This window comes from Chitinophaga sp. 22308, from assembly GCF_052045305.1.
Classification (GTDB): Bacteria; Bacteroidota; Bacteroidia; order Chitinophagales; family Chitinophagaceae; genus Chitinophaga; species Chitinophaga varians_A.
The window spans coordinates 84,096-108,008 of record NZ_JBQEOP010000011.1 but is presented as its reverse complement, the minus strand read 5'-3'; the positions used below and the strand labels follow the sequence as shown (position 1 = coordinate 108,008).

25 protein-coding genes and 1 riboswitch are annotated in these 23,913 nt (G+C 49.5%); of the genes, 17 read left to right on the top strand and 8 right to left on the bottom strand.

Annotated features, from left to right (window positions below):
• Positions 1 to 6 precede the first annotated feature (6 nt).
• Together ACTJJS_RS32145 and ACTJJS_RS32140 are read left to right on the top strand one after the other, a co-directional pair.
• A complete protein-coding gene (locus ACTJJS_RS32145; protein ID WP_440668003.1) occupies positions 7 to 1,515 on the top strand; it encodes a helix-hairpin-helix domain-containing protein in 1,509 nt (502 codons plus the stop codon).
• A 23-nt stretch (positions 1,516 to 1,538) separates the two neighbouring features.
• Positions 1,539 to 2,351, top strand: coding sequence for a TerC family protein (locus tag ACTJJS_RS32140; protein ID WP_168873377.1), 813 nt, complete (start codon positions 1,539 to 1,541; stop codon positions 2,349 to 2,351).
• Positions 2,352 to 2,413: 62 nt separating this feature from the next.
• On the opposite strand, the gene ACTJJS_RS32135 is transcribed toward ACTJJS_RS32140, so the two are convergent.
• Genes ACTJJS_RS32135 through ACTJJS_RS32110 form a run of 6 tightly spaced genes read right to left on the bottom strand, consistent with a single transcriptional unit; the run spans position 2,414 to position 7,226 of the window.
• The gene (locus ACTJJS_RS32135; RefSeq protein WP_343745731.1) at positions 2,414 to 3,376 is read right to left on the bottom strand and encodes a hypothetical protein; all 963 of its coding nucleotides are present in this window, start codon (positions 3,374 to 3,376) and stop codon (positions 2,414 to 2,416) included.
• Positions 3,377 to 3,389: 13 nt separating this feature from the next.
• Positions 3,390 to 4,490 carry a toxic anion resistance protein gene (locus ACTJJS_RS32130; protein WP_440668000.1) on the bottom strand — a complete coding sequence of 367 codons (1,101 nt, stop codon included), beginning with the start codon at positions 4,488 to 4,490 and terminating at the stop codon, positions 3,390 to 3,392.
• 42 nt (positions 4,491 to 4,532) lie between these two features.
• The gene (locus ACTJJS_RS32125) at positions 4,533 to 5,147 is read right to left on the bottom strand and encodes a TerD family protein (RefSeq protein ID WP_168873380.1); all 615 of its coding nucleotides are present in this window, start codon (positions 5,145 to 5,147) and stop codon (positions 4,533 to 4,535) included.
• A 36-nt stretch (positions 5,148 to 5,183) separates the two neighbouring features.
• Positions 5,184 to 5,738 (bottom strand): TerD family protein, encoded by a 555-nt coding sequence (locus tag ACTJJS_RS32120; RefSeq protein ID WP_440667998.1) that lies wholly within the window; start codon positions 5,736 to 5,738, stop codon positions 5,184 to 5,186.
• Positions 5,728 to 6,570, bottom strand: a complete 843-nt coding sequence (locus ACTJJS_RS32115) for a phosphoribosyltransferase family protein (RefSeq protein WP_440667996.1) — start codon at positions 6,568 to 6,570, stop codon at positions 5,728 to 5,730. Before ACTJJS_RS32115 ends, ACTJJS_RS32120 begins: the two co-directional genes overlap by 11 nt.
• Positions 6,570 to 7,226: an HAD family hydrolase gene (locus tag ACTJJS_RS32110; RefSeq protein WP_440667994.1), complete on the bottom strand. Its 657-nt coding sequence runs from the start codon at positions 7,224 to 7,226 to the stop codon at positions 6,570 to 6,572. Before ACTJJS_RS32110 ends, ACTJJS_RS32115 begins: the two co-directional genes overlap by 1 nt.
• A gap of 348 nt (positions 7,227 to 7,574) precedes the next feature.
• Positions 7,575 to 7,674: riboswitch (TPP riboswitch) on the bottom strand.
• A gap of 259 nt (positions 7,675 to 7,933) precedes the next feature.
• Between ACTJJS_RS32110 and ACTJJS_RS32105 the strand changes: the two genes are divergently transcribed.
• Positions 7,934 to 8,143 (top strand): dodecin family protein, encoded by a 210-nt coding sequence (locus ACTJJS_RS32105; RefSeq protein WP_168873383.1) that lies wholly within the window; start codon positions 7,934 to 7,936, stop codon positions 8,141 to 8,143.
• A gap of 72 nt (positions 8,144 to 8,215) precedes the next feature.
• The gene (locus ACTJJS_RS32100; RefSeq protein ID WP_440667993.1) at positions 8,216 to 9,058 is read left to right on the top strand and encodes a universal stress protein; all 843 of its coding nucleotides are present in this window, start codon (positions 8,216 to 8,218) and stop codon (positions 9,056 to 9,058) included.
• Positions 9,059 to 9,302: 244 nt separating this feature from the next.
• Here ACTJJS_RS32100 and ACTJJS_RS32095 read toward each other — a convergent pair whose 3' ends face one another.
• Positions 9,303 to 10,145: a sugar phosphate isomerase/epimerase family protein gene (locus ACTJJS_RS32095; RefSeq protein WP_440667991.1), complete on the bottom strand. Its 843-nt coding sequence runs from the start codon at positions 10,143 to 10,145 to the stop codon at positions 9,303 to 9,305.
• Positions 10,146 to 10,336: 191 nt separating this feature from the next.
• On the opposite strand from ACTJJS_RS32095, the gene ACTJJS_RS32090 reads away from it, so the two are divergent.
• The 5 genes from ACTJJS_RS32090 to ACTJJS_RS32070 all read left to right on the top strand — a co-directional run bounded on the left by ACTJJS_RS32090 (position 10,337) and on the right by ACTJJS_RS32070 (position 16,081).
• Positions 10,337 to 11,176, top strand: coding sequence for a helix-turn-helix domain-containing protein (locus tag ACTJJS_RS32090; protein ID WP_168873386.1), 840 nt, complete (start codon positions 10,337 to 10,339; stop codon positions 11,174 to 11,176).
• Positions 11,177 to 11,501: 325 nt separating this feature from the next.
• Positions 11,502 to 12,521 carry a hypothetical protein gene (locus tag ACTJJS_RS32085; RefSeq protein WP_440667989.1) on the top strand — a complete coding sequence of 340 codons (1,020 nt, stop codon included), beginning with the start codon at positions 11,502 to 11,504 and terminating at the stop codon, positions 12,519 to 12,521.
• A 143-nt stretch (positions 12,522 to 12,664) separates the two neighbouring features.
• Positions 12,665 to 14,365, top strand: a complete 1,701-nt coding sequence (locus ACTJJS_RS32080) for a GMC oxidoreductase (protein WP_440667988.1) — start codon at positions 12,665 to 12,667, stop codon at positions 14,363 to 14,365.
• A gap of 131 nt (positions 14,366 to 14,496) precedes the next feature.
• Positions 14,497 to 14,718 carry a hypothetical protein gene (locus ACTJJS_RS32075; protein WP_440667986.1) on the top strand — a complete coding sequence of 74 codons (222 nt, stop codon included), beginning with the start codon at positions 14,497 to 14,499 and terminating at the stop codon, positions 14,716 to 14,718.
• A gap of 43 nt (positions 14,719 to 14,761) precedes the next feature.
• Positions 14,762 to 16,081: a sensor histidine kinase gene (locus ACTJJS_RS32070; RefSeq protein WP_440667984.1), complete on the top strand. Its 1,320-nt coding sequence runs from the start codon at positions 14,762 to 14,764 to the stop codon at positions 16,079 to 16,081.
• Positions 16,082 to 16,085: 4 nt separating this feature from the next.
• Here the strand turns inward: ACTJJS_RS32070 and ACTJJS_RS32065 are convergent, their stop codons facing one another.
• Positions 16,086 to 16,523: a winged helix-turn-helix transcriptional regulator gene (locus ACTJJS_RS32065; RefSeq protein ID WP_168873391.1), complete on the bottom strand. Its 438-nt coding sequence runs from the start codon at positions 16,521 to 16,523 to the stop codon at positions 16,086 to 16,088.
• A 188-nt stretch (positions 16,524 to 16,711) separates the two neighbouring features.
• Between ACTJJS_RS32065 and ACTJJS_RS32060 the strand changes: the two genes are divergently transcribed.
• The 8 genes from ACTJJS_RS32060 to ACTJJS_RS32025 all read left to right on the top strand — a co-directional run bounded on the left by ACTJJS_RS32060 (position 16,712) and on the right by ACTJJS_RS32025 (position 23,908).
• Positions 16,712 to 17,488, top strand: coding sequence for an SDR family oxidoreductase (locus ACTJJS_RS32060; RefSeq protein ID WP_440667981.1), 777 nt, complete (start codon positions 16,712 to 16,714; stop codon positions 17,486 to 17,488).
• Between the two features lie 131 nt (positions 17,489 to 17,619).
• Positions 17,620 to 18,420, top strand: a complete 801-nt coding sequence (locus ACTJJS_RS32055; protein WP_247655046.1) for an SDR family NAD(P)-dependent oxidoreductase — start codon at positions 17,620 to 17,622, stop codon at positions 18,418 to 18,420.
• Positions 18,421 to 18,428: 8 nt separating this feature from the next.
• Positions 18,429 to 19,415 carry an NAD-dependent epimerase/dehydratase family protein gene (locus tag ACTJJS_RS32050; protein WP_440667979.1) on the top strand — a complete coding sequence of 329 codons (987 nt, stop codon included), beginning with the start codon at positions 18,429 to 18,431 and terminating at the stop codon, positions 19,413 to 19,415.
• 14 nt (positions 19,416 to 19,429) lie between these two features.
• A complete protein-coding gene (locus ACTJJS_RS32045; protein WP_168873394.1) occupies positions 19,430 to 20,506 on the top strand; it encodes a sensor histidine kinase in 1,077 nt (358 codons plus the stop codon).
• Complete coding sequence (locus tag ACTJJS_RS32040) at positions 20,503 to 21,258, top strand: LytR/AlgR family response regulator transcription factor (RefSeq protein ID WP_440667976.1); 756 nt, start codon at positions 20,503 to 20,505, stop codon at positions 21,256 to 21,258. Before ACTJJS_RS32045 ends, ACTJJS_RS32040 begins: the two co-directional genes overlap by 4 nt.
• Positions 21,259 to 21,413: 155 nt before the next feature.
• Positions 21,414 to 21,821: a hypothetical protein gene (locus tag ACTJJS_RS32035; protein ID WP_440667975.1), complete on the top strand. Its 408-nt coding sequence runs from the start codon at positions 21,414 to 21,416 to the stop codon at positions 21,819 to 21,821.
• Entirely contained in the window at positions 21,821 to 22,930 is a 1,110-nt protein-coding gene (locus ACTJJS_RS32030) for a leucine-rich repeat domain-containing protein (protein WP_440667973.1), read from the top strand. Before ACTJJS_RS32035 ends, ACTJJS_RS32030 begins: the two co-directional genes overlap by 1 nt.
• Positions 22,931 to 22,936: 6 nt before the next feature.
• Positions 22,937 to 23,908 (top strand): hypothetical protein, encoded by a 972-nt coding sequence (locus ACTJJS_RS32025; RefSeq protein ID WP_440667971.1) that lies wholly within the window; start codon positions 22,937 to 22,939, stop codon positions 23,906 to 23,908.
• Positions 23,909 to 23,913 lie beyond the last annotated feature (5 nt).

Genomic DNA, 23,913 nt, shown 5'->3' with positions numbered 1-23,913 from the left:
AACATCATGAACACTAAAACTGTCCATTCCGTCATTAACGCAGGCAAGTCTTATCAGTATATTGATAACGGCGAACCTATGCGTGGTGGAATGAAAGATGTGTATTTCAGCCCCGATAAATCTTATGTGGTGGCGTTCTACCGGGATGACCAGGATTTCAGCTCCCGCGAACGGCTGCGTAAAATTGTGACCGAATACTATAACAGTTTCTTTAACCGCGAAGGCGGCCACTACTACAAAGACCTGTACTGCTGGCCTACCGACATGGTAGAACTGGACAAAAAAGTCGGGTTGATCGTTCCCTGCTACAACCAAAACTTCTTTTTCAAAAAAGGATACGCTTCCAATGATCTGATCAGAGGAAAGGAAAAAGAGGGCAAATGGTTTGCTTCCCCCAAATTCAGGAACAAACAATTCGCCCTGCGTCTCGACGAAACGGAGCTGGGCAACTGGCTGAGCTATTTTCAGATCTGCGTCAATATCGCACGTGGGGTAAAACGCCTGCATGCCGCCGGCCTGGCCCATTCCGACCTGTCCTATAAAAACGTGCTGGTGGACCCGGTGAGCAAATCGGCCGCCATCATTGATATAGACGGCCTCGTTGTGCCTGGTCTTTTCCCGCCCGATGTGATCGGCACCGCCGATTTCATTGCGCCGGAAGTGCTGGCCACCAAACACCTGGACGTCAAGGACGCCAACCGCAAACTGCCGAACCGGCTGACGGACCTGCACGCGCTGGCCGTCATGATCTATATGTACCTGCTGTACCGGCATCCGCTGAAAGGCGGCAAGGTACACGACCTGGACACGGAAAAAGACGATCTGCTGTCTATGGGCGAAAAAGCCCTGTTCATCGAACATCCGCAGGATGCCTCCAACCGGCCGAAGCTGAACCAGCTGAACCCGAAAGAGCTGCCTTGGGCGGATGTGACGAAACTGCCCTACACTATCACCGGCCCTTACCTGAAAGAGCTGTTTGACCAGGCCTTCATTACCGGCCTGCATCAGCCCAATAACAGGCCGCCGGCGGAAATGTGGGAACAGGCGCTGCTGAAGACCACCGACCTGATGCAGCCCTGCAGCAACGCTGCCTGCGAACAGAAATGGTACGTGTTTGATAATACCATCTCCCCGAAATGCCCGTTCTGCGGCACGCCGCATAAAGGCACCTTGCCGGTGCTGGATTTGTATTATGAATTTAAACCGACCGTCTGGAAACCGGAAAACCATCGGTTGATGGTCTACCATAACCAATACCTGTTTCAATGGCATGCCAACCGCAATATCATCCGCAATGAGCGGCTGACAGGGGAACAGAAAGTGCCTGTCGGCTATTTTACCTTCCATCAGAACAAATGGGTGCTGGTCAACCAGAAACTGACTACCCTGAAAGACCTGACGGAAGACAGGGAAATACCACCCGGCAGCATGGTGGAACTGACCGACGGCAAAAAACTCCTGCTCTCCCGCGAAGAAGGCGGCAGGGTGGTGATCATCACAATGGCGAACAAATAAATACCTATAAAAAACACACTGAAATGAATTTTGCAGAACTATTCCAACAAATTATTGACAATCCCATCCCGTCCCTGATTGTGGTGGGCAACCTGATTATCATCGAAAGTTTGCTTTCTGTTGATAACGCTGCGGTACTGGCCACTATGGTAATGGACCTGCCTGAAAAACAACGTGACCGCGCACTGAAGTATGGTATTTTTGGCGCTTATTTGTTCCGTGGCCTTGCGATGCTGTTTGCTTCCTTCCTGATCCAGTTCTGGTGGCTCAAAGCATTGGGCGGCCTGTACCTGCTGTACCTGGTGTTCAGCTGGGCAAAAGAAAAACGTGCCAAAGCCAAAGCTGCTGAAGAAGAAGAGGAAGCATCCATTGACAAGGAAAAGAACTGGCTGTATAAGATGACGGTAGGCGCTATCGGTCCCTTCTGGGCCACTGTGGCGCTGGTAGAGCTGATGGACATGGCCTTCTCTATTGATAATATCTTCGCTGCGGTAGCATTCACAGACAACATCCTGCTGGTTTGCCTCGGCGTATTTATCGGTATCCTCGCCATGCGTTTTGTGGCGCAGGCTTTCGTGAAACTGATGACTAAATTCGCTTTCCTGGAAACTGCCGCCTATATCGTGATCGCTATCCTGGGCCTGAAGCTGTCACTGTCCCTGTGGGAACATTACAACACAGAATCTCCGGTGACCAAATTCCTCGAAAGCCACATCGCTGACGTATGGACTTCTATCCTGACGGTAGGCGTGTTCCTCGTGCCGATCATTACTTCCGCACTGTTTAATGTGCCTAAAAGAGGTGCCACAGCTAAGCTGGAAGGGGAAAAGGCGTAATAAAACAACTAAATACCTAAATATAAAAATTGCATTGGTCTTCGGACTGATGCAATTTTTTTTTAGAGGGTATCGGTGTTGAGCATGGTGCGCAGGATGTTCGTTTGTACGTCGTAGTTACCGATTTTCTGAAGGAAGTCCACCTCGGAGATTTTATCATAATACTCCTGCAGCAAAGCCCGGACATTGTCGGGGATGGCGGTTTTGAGGATATTGGCCCTGCTTTCCAGCTGATCGTTTTTATCGGTCATTTCCTGTATGATCCTGGCTTTTTTGGACAGGGAGTTGGTCCAGTCGATGTCCGGAATAGCGGAGAGGTCACACAGCAAAAACAGGTTTTTGGAGGGGAAGAAAAGGAAATGCCGGTCGATGTCCAGGAAGCGGTACACTTCCGCGATCATGCTACCGGTTTTGAGGCCACAGAAGAATTCCGTGCGGAACTCATGTTTGCAGAGCAGCCCCATGAGTTTCTTCTGGATAGTGGCGTAATTGTTTTTATAGACATCTGCCGTATCGTAATGAACGAGGGCCATCATCTGGTCCGCGGAGATATCGTAATAAAAATCCTGGGAGAAGCGGCTGCTGAAGGTATTGATGTTTTTGGAGAACGGGTATTCATCCGTGTTGTCCGACAGGGTTTGGTACAGCCTGCGAAGCGACAGGTTTATTTTCAGCGCCTGTTTTTGTTTGTCGAGGTCGTAGTTTTTTTCGGAAAAGACGGAGCTGTTCAGCTTCTCCATCATTTCTTTGTTGAGCTGTATTTCATCATAGATCAGGCTGACGTTCCTTTCGTTGGAGGCCTTGATTTTTTTCAGCAGCTCGATGGCGGAGGCGGTGTATTGCAGGTGGAACAGCTCCAGCTTATTGATGTCCAGTTCTGGGTTGGTTTCAAATAATTTATGGACAACCTGGCTTCGGAGATATATTTTGTAAATAATCTCTTCTTCAAAAAAAGCGGACAGCAGCTGTAGTTTGCTGTTGGTTTTATTTGAGTCATTTAATATAATCGCCAGGTTATCCTCCATTATCTACACACGGTTATCGAACATTAGTTACATTTTTCTTCAGCTCTGTTTCCAGGTTTTGCAGTTCACCGTTGAGCACTTTACGGCTTTCGGCGCCCTGGTCGTGGATTCTCTTCACTTCATGCAACGTTTCGATGAGCGACTGGGTGGTGCGTTTCAATGTTTCGACAGACACCACGGTCTTTTCGTTTTCCCGTGCCACCTCGATGCTGTTCTGTTTGAGCAGGTCCGCATTTTTCTGCAGGATGGTGTTGGTGGTATCGGAGACTTTGCGTTGCATTTCCACGTTGGCCTTCTGGCGTTGCAGCGCTACCGCGATGGTGAGCTGGTTTTTCCAGACAGGGATGGTAGTGGAGATGATAGACTGCGCTTTTTCAGCGATAGAGGTATTATTGTTCTGTACCAGTCTGATCTGCGCCAATGACTGCAACATGATGAAACGTACGATCTTCATGTCTGCGAGCCTTTTATCCAGACGGCTGACGAAATCGCGAAGGTCCGCAATTTCATAGTCGTTGTAGTTGCCGGCGTTGGCTTCCATTTCGGCCAGTTTCTGCGTCAGTTCATTATACTTCAGTTGACCGGAGATGATCAGGTCTTCCATCTGTTTAATATAGTTGACATTGCTGTCGAACATGGTTTGCAGGGAACTGTTGTCTTTCAGGGAATTGATACGGCCCGCTTTGATCTTGTTGGTGATCTTGTCGATGTTGGCCACTACAGTATCATATTTCTGGAAGAGTTTCTGCGCGTCGACAACGAGTTTTTTCAGGAACGGCACTTTGGAGAGAAAGCCCTTCAGCCCGCTGGGGTTGAGCTCATCCACGTCCACGTAGTTCAGCTCAGTGAGGAGTTCATTGATCAGGCCACCTACTTCTCCGGAGTTGTAGGTACGCACAGAGGTCAGGAACTCGTTGCTGTAGCGCTCCATGGAGCTCTGTACGTCGGCGCCGTAGTTCAGGATGGAGTTCACGTCGGTGGTGACCAGCGACTTATTGAGCTCATTATATTTCTGCGTTTCTTCAGGGGTGATACGGGCAAGGTCGGCATTGCCGTCTTTGTCCAGTCTTACCGCGGGAAGCGCCTGATCAGTAACATTCGGATTAGATTCCATAAGGTATCAGATTAATGTGTGATAGCATTGCAAAGGTAAGGACTACAGGTATTGCCTGGACACAGTGTCTACAGTTTCCTGCAACTTACGGTCACGGGTGGGTTCTCCGATCGCGTTAAATTTCCACTCACCGTTTTTCCTGTAGAATACGCCCATTACCATAGAGACGTGGCCGGCAAAACCGGGGCCGCTGGCGATGTCGTAAGTGGCAAATACTTCGTTTACACGGGAAGGGGTGCCTTCATATATGCGGATGGAAGCAAACGGAATAGTGCCGAAGTCGTGGCCACGGAAGCTGTTGAGCACAAAAGCGACGTAGTTCACGCTTGGGTTCAGGCGGGAGAGGTCTACGGTGATCACTTCGTTGTCGAGGCCGTCATTGCCGTTCATATCACCCGTCAGGTCGTCACCGCTGTGGCGGATAGAGCCGTCCTGGGAGCGCAGGTTACCGAAATATACGACTTCCTGCAGTTGTTTTTGTTCGTTGAACAGGGCGCAGCTGCCGTCCAGGTCTACGGCTTCTTTGGATTTGGACATGCCAAAGAGGCCTTTCTTTTCGATGGCGCCCCAGTTGATGCCCACACAGATATTTTGCAGTTTAGTACCGTTGCTTTTCTCGAGGCTGATACGTTGGCCTTTTTGGAGATTAATTGCCATTTGTCGGGTTGTTTAATGGAAATGGTATGGAATAGATTAGTTGTATTTGTTCAGGTAGTCCTGCAGGCCGCCTTTCATGCCTACGCCTACAGCTTCAAATTTCCATTCGTCGCCGCGTTTGTAGATACGGCCGAACTCTACGGCTGTTTCGATGGAGAAGTCTTCTTCCAGTTCATATTTCAGGATCACTTCGTTGTTAGCGGGATCGAATATACGCACATAGGAATTTCTCACCTGGCCGAAGTTCTGTCTTCTGGCTTCTGCGTCATGGATGGTCACTACCACGCATATTTCAGTCACTCTTGGATCTGCCTTGGAGAGGTCGATTTTAACCTGCTCATCGTCGCCGCCGCCTTCGCCGGTGAGGTTGTCGCCGGTATGTTCCACGCTGCCGTCAGGGGAAACGAGGTTGTTGTAAAACACAAAGTGCTGGTCAGACAGGATTTTTTTGTTGTCGCCCATCACAAAGATGGAAGCATCGAGGTCGAAGCTGGTGCCGGTGGAAGAGGAGTTCACATCCCATCCCAGGCCAATCGTGAATTTGGGAGCATTAATCGCCTGCCGTTGTCCTTTTTGCAAATTAATTGCCATGTTGTATGCTTTTATGTTTTCTATGAAAAATATAGTGGTTAATATACTGAAGATTTTGCTGATAGGCCCCGATGGTATGATAACCGTTGCCGATGGCCATATCATACAGCATATTGATAAACTGGTCCGACTGATTTTGCAGGAAAATACAAAATGAATCGAAATCGTAGTTGAGAATATATTTTACGATACGGGTATTGATGGCAAACCGTTCGTCCCGGATAATTTTCTCCAGGTGGAAAATCGATTTGACAAAATGATAGTTCAGATGGTTCTCAATGTTGGGATGAATGCTGTTGTTCTGCAATTCCGCATAATACAGCAGGTACATCTCGTTGGTGAGGCCATAGGCGTCCACCATTTTGAGGATCATGCGTTCATGGCCGCCGGTGATACGGATATCGTCCAGGAACACGATGGTTTTGCCTGCCAGAAATTCCCGGTCGATATGAAACGAATCGTTGCCAATCAGTTTCAGTCGCTGTTCGGCGTCCAGTTCCCCGTAATCTTCCTTATAGGTGATGGTGCGGTGTACTTTCGTTTCCTGAGTGACAGGGTGCCCGTTGGCCGCCAGCCAGCGGTTGAGCCGGAACACGAAGTGGTTCTTCATGGAGAACGTAGCGGTAGGAATGAACGCATAGGGGCTGGACACCACCACCAGTTGTGGGATAGTGCGGCCTTTCAGGTGCTGTTCAATAAACCCGTCAGCCAGTGTGGCGCCGAACTTTTCAGCTACCAGGTCATCACCGAATTTAAAACGGCTGTAATCATCCGGACAAAATCCGAACTGGCTGGTATCAGTGATTTTGTGAAGGGAGTATGTCGTCGTCATCAGTTAAGCAGGCTTGAAATACATTGATTGTTGGAATTGACCAGTAACGAATGAATGCCGGCCCTGGTGGCGCCCTGGATATCAGCCTTTACGTTATCGCCTATATGTATGATCTGTTGGGGCAGTACGGCCGCCCCGTTTCTGGTAGTGGCAATGGAATCGAGCATGAGCCGGAACATATCGGGATTGGGCTTGGACATGCCTGTTTCATCCGAATACAGCTGGAAATGCAGGTACCGGCCCAGTTCCAGCTCCTCCAATATCTTCCTCAGGGTGCGCCCTTTGATGAAAGCGGTATTGCTCAATAAGCTGAGGGTACAGTCCTGCCGCTGATGCAACGTACGCAGCACGGCCAAGGTGGCGGAGCAATACACGACCGGACGGTATCGGAATACCAGGGCCTCCATTTCGTTGTACAGTGCTGCCAGGTCAATCGACTCAAAGTCGTACTGATGGTCATTGATCTCGCTGATCACCATCAGATGAAGGGTGTCGGTATCTAGATTGCCACCTGTTTTTTCGTTGATGGCATTGGCCAACAGGTCTATCCTGCGGAAAATACGTTCCACTTCTTCAAGAGATTTTTGCCGGGGATTAAAATGATCAAAAAAGAATTTTGTCCGTTCCCGTTTATAGGAAGGATTAGATCTGATCAAGGTTAACCAGAGGTCAAAGGAATAATGCTGGTAGTTGTTCATTCGTCGGTTATGGTGTATAATCCTCACGGATACTGCACAAATCAGGGTTAAGCCTATTTATGGTAGCATAGTGTGAAAATAAGTGTTTACAAACGGGACATTCATCTTTTTTTGATATGCATGACTGAGCTGGGATTATAACAAAAAGCCTGCCGTAGTGTTTGTCAGCTAATATAACACATAATACTATACGGAAATGAAAAAATTGCAGGATTAAAGGATTGATAATAAACGATTTGGTGACAAAATGACAACTTATCTAGTGGCTCGATACAAAAAAGAAAGGCGCCGGGTTCTCCAGTGCCTTTCTGGTGTTTCCTGCTTTCCTACGCTGGTATTACCCAGTTCAGGTTGTAAGGGTATAATCTCAGGTGTTGTTTTACCAAACCACCCCTTTTCAGAAACATCTGCTTACTATAATGAAAGGACCATGCCAGCTAACAAACCTTCCGGAAACCGATTGATTTTCAATGAAAATCTTTACCGGCAGAACCTTTTACTGTAGCGGGGATTGCACATTCCGGGTAGCGTTCCGGGGGAAATATTGCCTGCCCGCTTTGTCTTTATGCCTGCTGTAATCCGCCACGGTGCCGGTGTTAACCAAACCGGTAGGTAGTTTGTTTTAATATACACGCCCTATTTTTTCATCATTTAAAACTTTTCTTATGGCTATCGTTAAAGTAATCGAGGTGATCGCCTCCTCCGAAAAAGGTTTTGAAGACGCTGTGCAGAATGCCGTGCAGGAAGTAAGCAAAACCATCCATAATGTAGATTCTGTATTTGTGAAGGACTTCAAGGTACACGTAAAGGATGGTAAGATCACCACTTATGGGGCAATCTGTAAAGTGTCTTTCCGTCTTGATGAACAACGTTGAAACCGGCAGACAGGGATTGGGCGGAGCTAATGTTCAATCCCTTTTTTCACCACACCTGAAAATGAAGATGTCATGAAATCGATACTTATATTAACCGACTTTTCCGATGCCGCCTTTCGTGCGGCGGAATATGCTACCAGCCTGGCGCCTTTGCTTGGCGTGGAAAACCTGATCCTCTACCATGCTTACCGCACGATGGTACAGGGCTCCGATATACCGGTGCCCGCGCCACAGGTGGAGAACCTGGTCTATGTGGAGCATATGGAGAAACTGGCCTCCCTGCAGGACCAGCTGCGCATGATGACCGATGCCAACGTAAAGTATGAACTACTGGCAGAAGACGCATATCTGCCTGACCAACTGAACAAGCTCTGTCGTGAAAGAAATATAGGCCTGGTCGTAATGGGCGTTGCAGGCAAGACGGGGCTGCAACAGTTTTTTATGGGCAGCAATACCTCACAGGTGCTGAAAGTAAGTGAATACCCGGTGCTGGTCGTGCCGCAGGAGGCTGTAGTAGGGAAAAAGATCAGCAGCGTTGTTTTCTCCACCGACCTGCAGAATATCTCCAAAGCCTCACTGGAACAGCTGCATCGTTTCCTCGACCTGCTCCGTCCGGAAGTCCATATCGTCAATGTGGAACCGCCCGCAGCCGATAAATATTCTGATAATACCAGGAATGAAATCACGCTGCTGCATGATACCCTGGAAAAGTACAATCCGGCCTTCCATTATGTGACCGGCACGCATATCGCTGACAGCGTGCTGGAGTTTGCGAAAGAGCATCACGCCTCTCTGGTGGTGACCGTGCCTAAAAAACATTCGTTTATCTCTTCCATCTTCCATAAAAGCATTTCCAAGGAACTGGCGTACAATTCTCCTGTGCCGTTGTTGTCTATTCCTGCATCGCCGGAATGAATATATTGCGCAATCCCAGGGCTGAAGCCCTGGGCTACGTTCTGTTTCAGGCTGTTTTGTATGGAAACAACTAATGGACCTGAAAATTTTATTTTTGCCCACCCGGTCAGTCTGAATCTAATGGTATCCGGGCCGTTCTGTTATTCTTCAGGTGGTTCATAAGAAGAAACCAGACCGAAAATTTTCTACGTTGCCCTCAAAGGAATCTAAAACACAACGTAGCCCAGGGCTTCAGCCCCGGGGACTATGATTTTACGGCATTGACCACGCCTTTGAAATAGCCGGCCGATTCGGCGATGCCTGGCAGCGGGTCGTTCATGTCTTTTTCGTATTCAATGCTGCAGATGCCTTTGTAGCGTATTTTATCCAGCGCGTTGACGAAGCTGCTGAAGTTGATGACGCCCCGGCCTATTTCTGTTGGTTTGCCCTCTTTGGAGGCTACCGTCACATCTTTCAGGTGCAGGTCAAATACCCTGTCTTTATAGGCCAGTACTGCTTTGGCCGGATCTTCGCCGGCGCGTGTGGCGTGGCCGATATCGATGCAGAGGCCCATGCGCGCGTCGCGGTTTTTGATATGTTCCCAAGCATTGCGCGGGCCGGGGTACAGTGCGTCTTCCGGGCCGTGGTTATGGATGGCGAGGCGTATGTCGTATTGTTTTACCTGTTGTTCTGTATAGTCCAGCAGTTCGGGCGTGGGTACGCCGACGATCATGGGCACCCCGACTTTTTTGGCGTAGGCAAAGGCATCGTCTACCGACTGCTTCGTTTTCATATAGATCACGCCTACGGCGTACACGTTGATACCGCCGTCACGGAACTGTGAGAGTACGGCTGCTATCTGCTCCGGGCTGCTTTGCAGCGGCAGGTGGACATCTTTCAGGGAGATGTGGCTGATATTGGCCCGTTGCATCATCGCGATGGCCTGGTCGGCTTTGAATTTGAAAAAGGTATATCCGGCTATGCCGATGGACAAACGGTCTTTCGCCGGTGGTGGTGTTGCCGGGCGTGCTGCTGACAGCAAAGGCGTGAGGCCGGTGGCTGCCAGTCCAAGGGAGGCCTGCAGCAGGAAATTTCTTCTCGAAGACATAAGCAAACGATTGATGTGGAGGCCAAGATCTTCAAATTTTCCGGTATTTTTAGGGCGAATTTTACCCCTGGCTGGTGTTTTCTGAATAGCCCGGCACGGTATCGTACTATGAAGGTGAATGTTTACATTTGTTTGATGGCGGGCATTAGTTGGGAGTGCCGGTCGATAAATAACCTATAAAACTGAGGAAGATGAACCCACGCATGAAAGCCTATACGCCACACCCTGCGCTGCAGGACGTTGTTGCCAACATCACTATCTATGAAGCTGATTTTGCCAAATCACCGGAACTTTCCAATATGTACCGTTTTGTGCCTGCCTATCAGCGGTATATCATGTTTTATATCAAAGACCCTATTAAGGTGTTGCGGGTATACAGCAACGATTTCCAGACCAAGTCGGTGTCACTGACGGTAGGACCGCTGGAACGCTCCGTAATGCTGGACCTGGGGCGGCATCACCTGGCGCTGGGCGTGGCGTTTAAGCCCGGGGGATTGTTTCGGCTGCTCAATATCCCCATGACGGAAATGCAGGAACAGGACTTCGATACCAGTATGCTGCTGGGCAATGAAATAAAGGAAATCAATGAACAGTTACAGGAGAATACGGATGACTGGGACCTGATGGTCCGTATCGTGCAAACCTACCTGCTCAAAAAACTGTCCCGTCTTAAGCCTTTGCTGCCGGTAGATCTGGTGATGACCAACCTGGTGGCGAACGCCGGAAATATGACCATCGAAAAGCTCGCTGCCGACGCCTGTGTGAGCGTACGGCAGTTTGAGCGTAAAGTGGTGGAGCGTACGGGTATGTCGCCGAAACGTTATGCGCGGCTGATCCGTTTCTGTAAGGCCTACCACCTGAAAGAGCTACATCCGGAAGCCACCTGGACGCGCATTGCGCATATGAGCGGCTACTATGACCAGATGCATTTTATCCGTGATTTTAAGGAGTTCGCTGGCATCACCCCCTCCATCCTGGACGAGACCTCCCTGGAGAACACGATCCGTCTTCACCGGATGATGAACCAATAAAAAAAATGTCGCATTTGTACTATTCGCCTGTCGGTAATCACGATAATTTTGTTTCCGAAGAGAGGGCAGCTTTTGTCTGACCATCATTTAACACGGTGTATGACAAGGGCTTACAGCCTTAACGCTGCTTTCCTTCCGCCATACGAACTACTAATTAGCGTCGTCTTAATCAGTAATTCCCATTGTTTGTTGTACCCCAATATTCTTTTGAAAATTCTCTTATGCAGTACCCACCAAAGTAGTAATTGGTTTAAAGTGAAAAAAGCCGCACAGTCGTCTGATTGTTGCGGTTCTTTTATTTATCTTTAGTGAAACCGCATTTCCCATGCCCGCCATAAGGTTACCCCTGCTCTTCGGTATGCTGCTTGCCAGCGGTACCGTGTATGCTCAACAACCCTCACTTGATAAACCCGAGCGGACCGTTGCCGGTGTCTGTCTTTGTTATACCACGCTGGATGATCTGGAAAAGGCCGGTAATGCCCTGCAACCAGTAAAAGTGACAGAAATGGAGTATCCGGGAAAGGCGCTCCGCCCGGACAGTAGTTATGAATATGGCAAAGGATATATTACTGCCAGGTACCCGGGCATGATCTTTCAAACAGAACGGAACAGCCGCTATATCGCCAAAATCCGGCTTACACCTGATTTCAAAGGCAAACTACCGGATGGAAAAGCGATTGATGTCCGGCGCCTGAAGGCCGCCGATGTGCTCCGGATGTATCCTGAACTGGTAAACAGATGGATGTGGATGTCCCGGCCGGGTAGTGATTACCTGATACTATCTAACAGCCTGATTCAGTTTTATGTAAAAAAAGATTACAGCCGGAAGCCCTTATATCCCATAGATGACGCTTACTATAGAAAAAAGCCTATCGCCGGCATCGATCTTGTTTATGGCTGCCATCCTGCGGAATCCGGGCTGGACTTGACAGCGTCCGCGAATTATTATGTAGACAGTGTTTTGGTGCCCGACCTGGACCAGGTATTTGCCTCCGGCAATATTAGCCGTGTGACGACATTAATGCATTCCACAGACAAAATTTTGGTGGGCAGCAAGGGTGCCATTTTTATCGAAACAAAAAAGTTTGTACGTCACCGTTATTGGAACATCTTCAGCCAGGATGAGGCTTACCGTAAATTGGTACCGTCGCCGGATGCTGACAGCGGAGTGATATATATCCTAAGAGGAAAACCCTTGTCCCATCAGCCTGAATCGTCTCTCGCCGAAGTTACCGCGGAGACTTTCGCCAGCATTGTTATTCTCGATAAAGCCGCGTTGAAAAAGCAATATGGCATAAAGAGCGGCAAGCCCGGGGTGGTGGTAAAACTGAAAGGCGATAAATGACCCCATCAAATCACTGTGCTTCAGTCGGCGTATGGCGCTGAAAGAAAGAAGCAGATCATCTGCATGGCTTTCCGGTCGTCCCTTTTCTGTTAGGTTTGTATGAATATTTTATTATTTTTCGGCCTGCCAGTAAATTCCGTGGAATGATCAATCTGAACCTGAAGGCCGAAGCGGCCAATACATACGACGCGATAGTAGTAGGCTCCGGTATTACCGGCGGCTGGGCAGCCAAAGAGCTGTGTGAAAAAGGATTGAAAGTGCTGATGATAGAAAGGGGCCGTCAGCTGGAACATGTAAAGGATTACGAAACGGCTACCGCCGCGCCCTGGGAAGTGCCCCACCGCGGCGTGCTTACCAACGGGCAGAAAAAAGACCATCAATATCTTATCCGGGAGAAAGTTTACACGGAATTCAACCATAGTTACTGGATGAAAGACGGCGACAACCCGTACACCGAAGAAAAGCGGTTCGACTGGCAGCGTGCTGACATCGTGGGGGGCCGGTCCATCATGTGGGGCCGCGGTTCCCTGCGCCTCAGCGACCTGGATTTTGAAGCCAATCTCAAAGAAGGCATCGGTATCGACTGGCCGATACGCTATAAAGACCTGGCCCCGTGGTATTCCCATGTGGAAGCCTTCGCTGGTATCAGCGGACAGGCAGAAGGGCTGCCACACCTGCCGGACGGCGTGTTTCAGCCACCGATGGAAATGAACTGCTTTGAAAAACATGTGAAAGGTAAGCTGGAAGCGGCCTTCCCCGAAAGGCGCATGACCATCTTCCGCACCGCCAACCTCACACAGGCCATCGGCGACCGCAACAAATGCCAGTACCGCGACCGCTGCTCCCGCGGATGCCCCTTCAGCGCATACTTCAGCACACAGGCGTCTACATTGCCGGCAGCGGTGAAAACAGGCAATCTTACCCTGCTGACAGACTCCCTGGTCAACAGTATCATCTACGACGAAAAGAAAGGCAAAGCCACCGGCGTGCGCGTCATCGACAAACACACCAGGGGGATGACCGAGTATCACGCCCGGATCATCTTCCTCAACGCTTCCGCGCTGGCCAGCACCTTTGTGCTGCTCAACTCCACGTCCAACCGCTTCCCGCAAGGACTGGGCAATGATAACGACGTGTTGGGCCATTACCTGATGGACCATCATTTCCATGCCGGCGCCAGCGGCATATCAGAAGACTTTGCAGATAAATACTACCACGGCCAGCGCCCCGCCGGTTTTTATATCCCGCGCTTTGCCAATGTAGGTAAAGACAAACGGGACTACCTGCGCGGTTTCGGTTATACCGGCTACAGCAGCCGTAACGGATGGGCGAGAGGTATCGCCGAACTGGGCGTAGGCGGCGCGTTTAAAGATTATATCTCAGAACCCGGCCCATGGCAGATGGGACTGATGGGCTTTGGCGAATGCCTGCCTTATAAAGAAAATATGGTCAGCCTTGACCATACCGTGAAAGACGCCTGGGGCCAGCCGGTACTGAAGATCAACTGCGAATTCAAAGACAACGAAAAGAAAATGCGCAGGGACATGGCCGGCGAAGCCGCCGCCATGCTGGAAGCAGCAGGCCTGAAAAACGTACAGCCGTTCGACCGCGATTCCTATCCCGGTATGGCCATCCATGAAATGGGGACCGCCCGCATGGGCAGAGACCCTAAAACATCCATGCTCAACGAATGGAACCAGGTACATGCCGTGAAAAACGTATTCGTGACCGATGGCGCCTGCATGACCTCTTCCGCCTGCCAGAACCCAAGCCTTACCTATATGGCGCTTACCGCCAGGGCGGCCAACCACGCCGTGGAGGAGCTGAAACGCCAATCTTTATAGTGTCCCGGGGCTGAAGCCTTGGGCTACATTGTGTTTCAGGCTGTTCAGTATGAAGAGGACGAATGTGCCTCAATAACATCTTAACCCAGGGCTTCAGCCCTGGGATCACCAAAACAAATAACGCAAGCGCTATGCATCCTTACTCTGAATGGACAGTAATATTGGTTTTTCTCGTCATCGAAGCTGTGCTGATCGTAAAATACGGCGGAAAAGTGGTGGAAGCCTGGCATCAATACCGGGAAAATGAGGTGGGTGGCGTGGTACTGGCCTTCAGGATCATTCTCTTTATCTTGCTGCTGACGGCTGCGGTGTTGCTGGACATCATGCTGTGGCCCGCCGGAAAAGAAGGCTAGGGACTGCTTGATAAGCCGATTTTCGCGGTATATTTGCAGTCCTATGCATAAGGGTCTTTCTGGCTATCTATACCAACTTACACTGCGAGCGTGGAATTATATCGTCAATGTTGGCGTAAGTCCGCTGATGCCCTTTATTGAATCCCGGCGTACCAAACTATTGAACCTGCTGGCCATTCCCTGCATTCCCTTTATGCTGTTTTTCGCTGTTCTGAACTGTAGTCAGGGCCGCTACCTGTTGGCCGTCTTTAACCTGCTGACCAGCTCTATCAACGTATTTGTATTATGGCTGCACTGGAAGCAGCGTTATCTCAGCGCCCGCATGGTGGCCATTCTCTGTAGCGTGGCGATATACACCGTTACAGGTCTTTTCTTTCACAACGGCGCGGAATATTTCCTGCTCAATATCCTCATCAGCTGCCTGCTGGTGTATGACAATAAATGGCTCAATGCCAGTCTGGGACTGCTGATCATTGGTGCTTTCCTGCTGATTGTGCTGATGCCGCAGCACTGGTACCTGGCAGAACCCGTGCCACGGGTACGGGTATGGGCCAATATAGCCACGTCCCTTGTTTTTATCATCGTGGCCCTGAGTTTTTTCAAACATATCCAGTCAGATTATCAGGCGGAGATAGAAAAGCAGCGGGAGGCGCTGGCCACTATGAACAAAGACAAAGAGAAACTTTTCTCCATTGTGGCGCATGACATCCGCAGTCCGCTGGCCACGCTGGAAATCCTGCTGGACATGTTCCGCAAAGGAGAGTACCCGGAAGATGAGATGGAAGACGCAGCGGCCATCCTGCATAAAAAGATATCCCAGCTGGGAGGCTCGCTGGATAATGTGTTGCGTTGGAGCTCCCGTAGTATGAAAGGTATTCAGGCGCAGCCGGTTAATTTTTACCTGGGACCGCTGGCCACCGAGGTCTTGTATTTTTTTGAGATGACGATCCAGCAGAAAGGCATTACGGTGGAGACCAGTATTCCGGACGACCTGATGTTGTATGCCGATAAGGACCAGGTATCGGTGATACTGCGTAATTTCCTCAGCAACGCGCTCAAGTTCAGTTATGCCGGTGGTGTGATAGAGCTGAAAGCCCAGATGGCGGGCGCACAGGTAGGCATCAGCATTACAGACCATGGCACGGGCATGCCGCCTACGCAGGTGTTAAACCTGTTCTCCTATAACCAGAGCCCTGGCTACGGCACCAGCGGGGAGCGGGGAACAGGCCTCGGACTGATTCTCTGTAAAGAGTTCGCCCAACAGAACAACGGTACGATCACCGTAGAGAGCAACGTAGACAAAGGCACCCGCTTCACCGTTTACCTGCCGGTCGGCCTCTCTGCCGTCAGGGAAGTGGAATAGACGCCTATACTGCTTTTGCCAGGGTGCGGCGGCGCCGGATTACGGGTTCCTGTTTTATTTCCACAGATTCACCGTCTGTAAGGATGCTTTTCTTTTTGCTTTCCATCAGCTGGCGGAAAGTTTCCATATATTCTCCTCCCCACGCTTCCATAGCAGCCACCACGGGCAACATCGATTCACCGAAAGGAGTGAGGAAATATTCCACTTTAGGCGGCATCTCCGGATAGATCACTCTTTTGATGATACCGTGAAATTCCAGTTCCCGCAGCTGGAGGTCCAGCACCCGGCGGCTTGCGGAAGGGATGGCCCGTTGCAGGTCGGCAGGTCTCCTCACATCGTTGTTGATCAGATAAATCAGATAGGATTTCCATTTGCCGCCGATAATTTCCATCAGTACGGCCATGCCACAGCTAAAGTTTTTGGGAATCTTCTTTTCGTACATCGTCTCGGTTTTTATACACTGACAAATTTATCCCTATTTCCGCAAACGGAGTATACGGAAAAAATTATCCGTATCCGAAGATAATTGCCATTCTTGACTCTTTCCCTTTATCGGCGTCACTTTGTGTTGTCAAAAAACGAACAGCAAACACATTCAAAGCAAATCAATTCAACACAAAAACAAGTAACATGAAACCAGGTAAATACGAAGGAAAGAAAGTGGTAGTCACCGGCGGAACGCACGGCATTGGATTGGCAACCGTGAAAATGTTGCTCGAAGAGGGCGCTACTGTGCTGCTGACAGGCCGCAATCCCGCCAATGTGGAGGCTGTCCGCCGGACGCTGGGCGACAGGGCGCATGCCATTGTCTCCGATGCCGCCAGCATGGCGGATATCAAAGAGCTGGGCGCTATTGTCCGGGAGAAACTGGGCGCTATCGACCTGCTGTATATCAATGTGGGCATCTCCTCCCTGACCATGCTGGACACCGTGACCCCGGAAGCTTATGACCAGGCTTTTGCGATCAATGCGCGGGGCAGCTTTTTCACCGTGCAGCAGCTGGTGCCGCTGATCAGCCGCGGAGGGTCAATTGTTTTCACCACCTCTGTGGCCGACAGTTCCGGTTATGCGGGGATGAGCGTATATGCCGGCACCAAAGCGGCATTGCGGGCTTTCGCGAAAAACTTCGCCGCGGAACTGTTGCCTAAAGGTATCCGCGTGAATGCTGTCAGCCCCGGTTTTATAGACACGCCTACCATGGGGGTGACCGACGCCACCGAAGCAGAAAGGGCCGCTTTCCGCAAAACCGGCGATATCCTTACCCCGATGGGCCGCCACGGTTCCCCCGAAGAAGTGGCCAAAGCCGTGCTGTTCCTCGCTTTCGACGCTACCTTCACCACTGGTGAAGAGCTGCTGGTAGACGGCGGTATTGGTCAGAAGCTCACGCCGGCTGAAAAGCTGGTCTGACGGCTCATGGCCTTTTTTCCTCAACTCGAAGGAAATTCATTTGCAGTAGCCTCGCGCTACTGCATTTTTGTGTCCGGTAATATGAGCAAAAACAGTGAGCGCTGTTTTGACGACTAAAAGCCAACAATCATATGATGAAACCTGCAAAGTACACAATGATCACAGGGGCCAGTTCAGGATTGGGAAAAGAGTTTGCCCGGCAATGTGCTGCAATGGGCCGGAACCTTATCCTGATGGCACTGCCGGGAGGTAATATGTTCTCCCTGGCAGAGAGCCTCGAGCTGGAATATGGGGTGGATGTCCGTTTTTTTGAATTCGATATGACCAATACCACTTTATTGCAACAAACCCTGGAGGAAGTGATGTCTCAATACCAGGTGGATTTCCTGGTCAACAACGCCGGCATTGGCGGAACGTCCGCTATCACGGACACTTCGCTGGAACGGATAGACAGTATCATCCAGCTGAATATCCGTAGCACCGTGATCGTTACCCGGATGCTGATACCGCACCTGTTGCAGCACAAAGAGAGTTATATCATGAATATCGCCAGCATGGCGGCATTCACGCCTATTGCCTATAAAACGGTATATCCAGCCTCCAAGGCTTTCATCTCTTCTTTTTTCCTGGGGTTGAGAGAAGAGTTGTCCGGCACCGGTTTGTTTGTGAGCGTAGTGTATCCCGGGCCTATCATGACCAATTCACATACCTCCCGCAGGATCATCGGGCAGGGCTTTAAAGGTAAAATGGGACTGCTGAACACATCGGAGATAGCAGCCATCGCGCTGAAAGGAACGTTCAGCAAATGCCGGGTGATCATCCCCGGGCTGATGAACCGCATCAATCACACCCTGATGCAGCTGCTGCCGTTGTCATTCAAACTGAAACTGGTGTCGAGAGAAGTGAAAAAGGAAATACAATTTACCATCTGAGCAAAAACATGAAGACAGTACTAGTGACAGGCGCCAACGGTTTCCTTGGCTCCAATCTTACCCGGGAACTATACCGGCAGGGATATGACATCAAGGCGATGATAAGGCCGACCGCAGATCTGAAAGGTATTGCCGATATTCCCTGTGAAGTGTACTACGGGCATATCGATAATCCGGACGATGTGATGGCCGCGGTGGCCGGTTGCAGCATCGTGGTGCATGCGGCCTGTATCACCGATCAGTGGGACATCCCTTTTGAGGAATACGAACGGATCAACTACACCAGTACGCGTTATATCGTGGAAGCCTGCATCCGGCATAAGGTGGAACGGTTCATTTACGTGAGCACCGCCAATACCATCGGACCGGGCAGCCGCCTGCATCCGGGCAGTGAGCTGAACGGCTTCACCCTGTTCAACGCCAATTCGGGGTATATCAATACCAAATACCTTGCACAGCAATATGTGCTGGAGCAGGTGGCAGCATCGCGGCTGCCGGGAGTGGTGGTCAATCCCACTTTTATGCTCGGCCCCTGCGATGTGAAGCCCAGTTCGGGCAAGTTGCTGTTGTACGGTCTGGGTAAGAAAGTGCTGTTTTATCCTCCGGGAGGAAAAAATTTCGTGCATATACAGGACGTGTGCCGGGGAATCATCAATGCGATCATTTATGGTAAAACGGGCGACTGTTATCTGTTGGCCGGGCATAACCTCAGTTACCGGGAGTTTTTTGCCCTGGTAAACCGGGTGGCGGGAGAAAAGAAATTGATGGTGCGTATTCCAAAGGTGGCGCTGAAGATCGGTGGCATGGCAGGATCACTCCTGCAGCGGTTTACACGGTTTCACAGTAAGTTGAATTACACATCGGCTTACCTGTTGTGCATCGACAATTATTATTCAGGAAAAAAATCAGAACGGGAGCTGCAGGTGAGATATACACCGATTGAAGATGCCGTCAGCGGCGCATTCAACTGGTTTCGGGAAAATAACTATTTTTAGGAGTACAGTATATTATGAATTTCCAGGAAAACGAACCTTTATTCTCCAGCAAGCTGTTCCTGTATCTGTCCAGGATACTGGTATTGTTCACTTTCAGCATTATCTTCAAATCTTTTGACCACACGTTTGTGAATGATTTGCGGGTGATGGACGTGAGGGGGTGGACCTTCAGTCTGGTATACGTGGTTTTCGGGCTGATCGTATGGGAAGGGGCGGTGTGGCTGGCCCGGGTGCTGGAAAAGCGGATAGGAGGCGGCAGCGCTTCCCGCCGGCTGACGCTCCTGTGCTGTGCATTGGTATTGTATGGTATGTTGGCCGCTATTGGTTTCGGTTTCCTCTATGCAGTCACCGACATCGTACTGTTTCACCGTTATGAAGCATGGGAGAGTTTTAAGCGGCTGAGCTATGATCTCAACTTTGGTATCTTCATGTTTTACCTGCTGATACTGACGTTCAACGGCATCATCTATTATTATACCGCCTGGAAAGAGTACCAGGTGCAGGCGGAGCGGTTGAAGCGGGAGAATATACAGGCGCGGTACGACGCGCTGCGGAACCAGATAGACCCGCATTTCTTTTTTAATTCGCTGAGCGTGCTGACCAACCTGGTGTACAAAAGCCCGGACCTGTCGGCTGACTATATCACACAGCTGGCGAAGACCTATCGTTATATTCTCGATAAAAAATTTGAGAACCTTGTCACCATACAAACAGAGCTGGATTTCCTGGAGTCTTATCTCTTCCTGATGCGCATACGGCATCAGCAGAGCATACAGTTCGGGATCGACATCGATGAAAAAGTACGCAGTAAAGGAATGATACCACCAGTGTCGTTGCAGCTGCTCATCGAAAACGCGATCAAACATAACCGTTTTTCTTCTGCTGATCCGCTGGTGATCAACGTTAAACATGAAGACGGATGCCTGGTGGTGTCCAATCATATCCGTCGCAAAGCCAGCACGGAGATATCCTCCGGTATAGGACTGGAGAACATACAGAAGCGCTACGCGCTGATCAGCGAACAGGGAATTGAAGTATTGCAGGCTGGTGATATGTTCATTGTAAAAATTCCGATTATAACTGCCACATGAAGATAGTCATATTTGAAGATGAGATGCATAATGCCGAACGCCTGATACAACTGTTACGCCAGTACGATCCGCGGATAGAAGTCGTGGCCGTGATAGAATCTGTTGCGGAGGGCGTCAAATGGCTGGAGCAGGGCATTGCCGCAGACCTGATGATGATGGACATCCAGCTGTCGGACGGCAACTGCTTTGAAATGTTCAGCCAGGTGAAAGTAAATACGCCCATTATCTTCACGACCGCCTATGATGGTTTTGCATTGCAGGCTTTTAAGGTGAACAGTATCGACTACCTGATGAAGCCGATAGATGCAGAAGAGCTGAAGCGGGCGTTGCAAAAGTATGAACATTTCCGGCCTTCCGCCGCTACGGCCATCAGTATTGAGCAGCTCGCCGAAGAGTTCATGAAACGTAACAGTACCCGCTTTATCGGCAAGATCAATAATCAGCTGGTATATGTGAAAGCACAGGACATCGCTTACCTGCATTTTTCCAAAGGGATGACAGTGGCCACTACGGTCACGAACCAACGTTTTCCGCTGGACTATTCGCTGGACCAGATAGAGAAGATGCTGGACCGCAACGTGTTTTTCCGGATCAACCGGCAGTTTATCATTCACATTGATGCCATCAAAAAAATAACGACTTATTACAATAGCAGATTAATTCTTCAATTAGCGCCTTATGTTGATACTGATGTTATTATTAGCCGTGAGAGGGTGGCGGAATTCAAGAACTGGCTTGAAGGCAAAAGCTAATGCCGTCAAAAAATAGTTCTGGAATAACCGCAAAATTCCCTTAAATTAGGTAAACGATTAGCCGCCAGGCTTAGTTACCCAGATCGAATTACCTAAATTACTAACTATGTCTTTATATACCCGGACTTCCTTTTCCATTGGGGAACATCAGTTTAGTGTTCTGGGCTGTTACTACTAAAATACTGGCCACCTATGCGGACCAGGACGATATTAAACTGACCACCCTGAAAGTAAACGGTGGTTATAAACACCTGGGGGAAAGGAATGAATTCATTAAAAGGGCCCGCCTGGACGACGGGCTGAAAGTATTTACACATTATCGTAACTTACATACTAACGGGACTAAATCCCAGAAAGATATCGTCATCAAAAACCTGAAGCTCTTATCTGAAAGCAGAACAAAAAAAGATGAAGCCACTGGTACAATGGTGGAGATGAAAGATCCGGAAGGAGAAAAACTTAAAAATGAACTGGCGCCCGAAGAAGCCATGCCCAAAGCTGGCGACAAGACAGGTGCCAAAAAGGAAGGAGCGCCAGCGGTAGCTCCGGCTAAAAAAAATTGATGAAAAAAAACGCGATCGTTTTTCTGTTAATGTTATTCAGTCACCTGGGCATGGCTCAGGACAGTCTGCGTAAAATATACCTGAAAGCGGGAATAGACCTGTCCAGGGCTATCGCGGCAGGGGAGGTGATACAGGAAAACGGTATATATTTTTTCACCATCGAAGGCCAGCATACGCCGTTATCTGAACTACTGAAAACCGATTCGCTGGATATCAACCATAAAGAGGAAGATGTCATTTTCCAGCAACTGAAATACACTCTTCACCTGAAATACTTGGACCTAAACGGTTCCAACCGAAAATACGGCGGCGCTATCACTAACCTACGCCCGTTGATGAATCTGAAAGAACTGACCCACCTCAATATCAGTGACAACCAAATAAAAGACCTGACAGCCCTTCGTGGTCTTACACAGCTTCAATACCTCGATGCCCGGCAAAATAAACTGGTTAGCCTGGCGGGCATTGAGCCCATGCGTCATCTCCGGGTACTGCTGATCGGGTATGGCGGCGAGCCGTTGCCTGTCAAAAATCTACTGCCCCTGAAAGGCAAAACTGATTTGCAGATACTAACATTGCCCGGCTGTAGTATTACAGACATTTCTCCCATAACGGAGCTCAAAAAACTGCAGCAGCTGGACCTGAGTAACAACAAAATCAAGGGGCCGGTTACTCTGTCGGGCTTCATGGACTTGGAGAAGCTGGATCTCACCCATAACATGATCACGGCATTGAATATCCCCTCTATGCCCCGGTTGAAAAATCTCCGGGTGGGGGATAACCTTTTAACAATACTTCCTTCATTGTCAGCATTCCCTGTACTGGAAAACCTTTCCGCCACATTTAACAATCTTACCTGTATTACGTGTACAACATTACTCAACCATCTTACTACCATCTACCTAAAAGGGAATAAATTACAGGAAATCAGTTTTATCCACTGTATGCCTGCATTGCAGGAAGCTGATATCTCCAACAACAGGGTAAAGGACCTGAGGCCATTGCTGGCGCTTCCCAAAGCGAAGATCATTTGCTCTGGTAACCCGGTAGATAGTACGTTGTTGGATAATGAAGGGAAAAAGCGGTTATCTTTACAAAAATCCTTTTAATCCTATATGAAAAAAATATCCCTGTACTGTGCGCTAACAGTGTTAGCTTTTTTGTTAATTTTTTCCGGTGCCCGCGCGCAGAGCAATGATGTTTATGTTACTTCCGTCACCTTTCCCGGTAATTATGTAGTGGGCGACTATGTAGAGTTTCTGAAAGCAGTTCCTTCCAATGCCGGTGCCTCGGGGCATTATGAGGTGTCAATTTCGTATACACGTGGCAACATTGCCGCTGCGGCCACGTTCCTGGTGAGTGTGTCTCATGCTAACCCTGATGTATGGCGGGAAGCCGGCCGTATCAACAAAGGAGGGTATGTTGAATCAGCAGTTGAAAGTTTTGCAATCGACGTAAATTCTCAATATGGAAATACGCGTTTCCGGGTTAGGGCGATGGCCACCTGGGGTGTTGCGTCAGACATAAAAGTGGATATTAAAGTTCGTTCCGTCAACTTCACCGACAGCTGGGTGCCCCTGAGCGCGAAAGGAAATACAGCTGCTCCTGTGGGACTGATGCCTATGACCAACGAATGGAACCTTTTTGTTGGTAATCCGTATGATGCTGCCTCCGCCAAAGTCGCTATCGCTGCCACTATGAACGGCGATGTTGGCATTGGTACCCGTACGCCACAGTCCAAACTGGCGGTGGCAGGCACTATTACCGCACAGAAAATAAAAGTGACCGCTACCGGCTGGCCTGACTATGTGTTCCATAAAGACTACCAACTGCCCCCCTTGCAGGAAGTGGGAGATTATATCCAGACCAATGGTCATCTTTCGGAAATACCAGCGGCGGCAGTCGTGGAAAAAGAAGGACAGGACGTAGGGGAGATGAATAAAGCGCTGTTGAAAAAAGTGGAAGAGCTGACATTGTACCTGTTGGAGGAAAATCAACAGCGCAAAAAGCTGGAAGCAGACATGAGCGCGCTGAAAGACAGGCAGCGCGTGCTGGAGCAGCAGTTACAGGCCTTGCAGCAAAAGTAATTTCC

Bases quoted from the DNA above. Each gene is read 5' to 3' on its own strand.
- ACTJJS_RS32145 (WP_440668003.1), top strand. From the start codon at position 7: ATGAACACTAAAACTGTCCATTCCGTCATTAACGCAGGCAAGTCTTAT.
- ACTJJS_RS32140 (WP_168873377.1), top strand. From the start codon at position 1,539: ATGAATTTTGCAGAACTATTCCAACAAATTATTGACAATCCCATCCCG.
- ACTJJS_RS32135 (WP_343745731.1), bottom strand. From the start codon at position 3,376: ATGGAGGATAACCTGGCGATTATATTAAATGACTCAAATAAAACCAAC.
- ACTJJS_RS32130 (WP_440668000.1), bottom strand. From the start codon at position 4,490: ATGGAATCTAATCCGAATGTTACTGATCAGGCGCTTCCCGCGGTAAGA.
- ACTJJS_RS32125 (WP_168873380.1), bottom strand. From the start codon at position 5,147: ATGGCAATTAATCTCCAAAAAGGCCAACGTATCAGCCTCGAGAAAAGC.
- ACTJJS_RS32120 (WP_440667998.1), bottom strand. From the start codon at position 5,738: ATGGCAATTAATTTGCAAAAAGGACAACGGCAGGCGATTAATGCTCCC.
- ACTJJS_RS32115 (WP_440667996.1), bottom strand. From the start codon at position 6,570: ATGACGACGACATACTCCCTTCACAAAATCACTGATACCAGCCAGTTC.
- ACTJJS_RS32105 (WP_168873383.1), top strand. From the start codon at position 7,934: ATGGCTATCGTTAAAGTAATCGAGGTGATCGCCTCCTCCGAAAAAGGT.
- ACTJJS_RS32100 (WP_440667993.1), top strand. From the start codon at position 8,216: ATGAAATCGATACTTATATTAACCGACTTTTCCGATGCCGCCTTTCGT.
- ACTJJS_RS32095 (WP_440667991.1), bottom strand. From the start codon at position 10,145: ATGTCTTCGAGAAGAAATTTCCTGCTGCAGGCCTCCCTTGGACTGGCA.
- ACTJJS_RS32090 (WP_168873386.1), top strand. From the start codon at position 10,337: ATGAACCCACGCATGAAAGCCTATACGCCACACCCTGCGCTGCAGGAC.
- ACTJJS_RS32085 (WP_440667989.1), top strand. From the start codon at position 11,502: ATGCCCGCCATAAGGTTACCCCTGCTCTTCGGTATGCTGCTTGCCAGC.
- ACTJJS_RS32080 (WP_440667988.1), top strand. From the start codon at position 12,665: ATGATCAATCTGAACCTGAAGGCCGAAGCGGCCAATACATACGACGCG.
- ACTJJS_RS32075 (WP_440667986.1), top strand. From the start codon at position 14,497: ATGCATCCTTACTCTGAATGGACAGTAATATTGGTTTTTCTCGTCATC.
- ACTJJS_RS32070 (WP_440667984.1), top strand. From the start codon at position 14,762: ATGCATAAGGGTCTTTCTGGCTATCTATACCAACTTACACTGCGAGCG.
- ACTJJS_RS32065 (WP_168873391.1), bottom strand. From the start codon at position 16,523: ATGTACGAAAAGAAGATTCCCAAAAACTTTAGCTGTGGCATGGCCGTA.
- ACTJJS_RS32060 (WP_440667981.1), top strand. From the start codon at position 16,712: ATGAAACCAGGTAAATACGAAGGAAAGAAAGTGGTAGTCACCGGCGGA.
- ACTJJS_RS32055 (WP_247655046.1), top strand. From the start codon at position 17,620: ATGATGAAACCTGCAAAGTACACAATGATCACAGGGGCCAGTTCAGGA.
- ACTJJS_RS32050 (WP_440667979.1), top strand. From the start codon at position 18,429: ATGAAGACAGTACTAGTGACAGGCGCCAACGGTTTCCTTGGCTCCAAT.
- ACTJJS_RS32045 (WP_168873394.1), top strand. From the start codon at position 19,430: ATGAATTTCCAGGAAAACGAACCTTTATTCTCCAGCAAGCTGTTCCTG.
- ACTJJS_RS32040 (WP_440667976.1), top strand. From the start codon at position 20,503: ATGAAGATAGTCATATTTGAAGATGAGATGCATAATGCCGAACGCCTG.
- ACTJJS_RS32030 (WP_440667973.1), top strand. From the start codon at position 21,821: ATGAAAAAAAACGCGATCGTTTTTCTGTTAATGTTATTCAGTCACCTG.
- ACTJJS_RS32025 (WP_440667971.1), top strand. From the start codon at position 22,937: ATGAAAAAAATATCCCTGTACTGTGCGCTAACAGTGTTAGCTTTTTTG.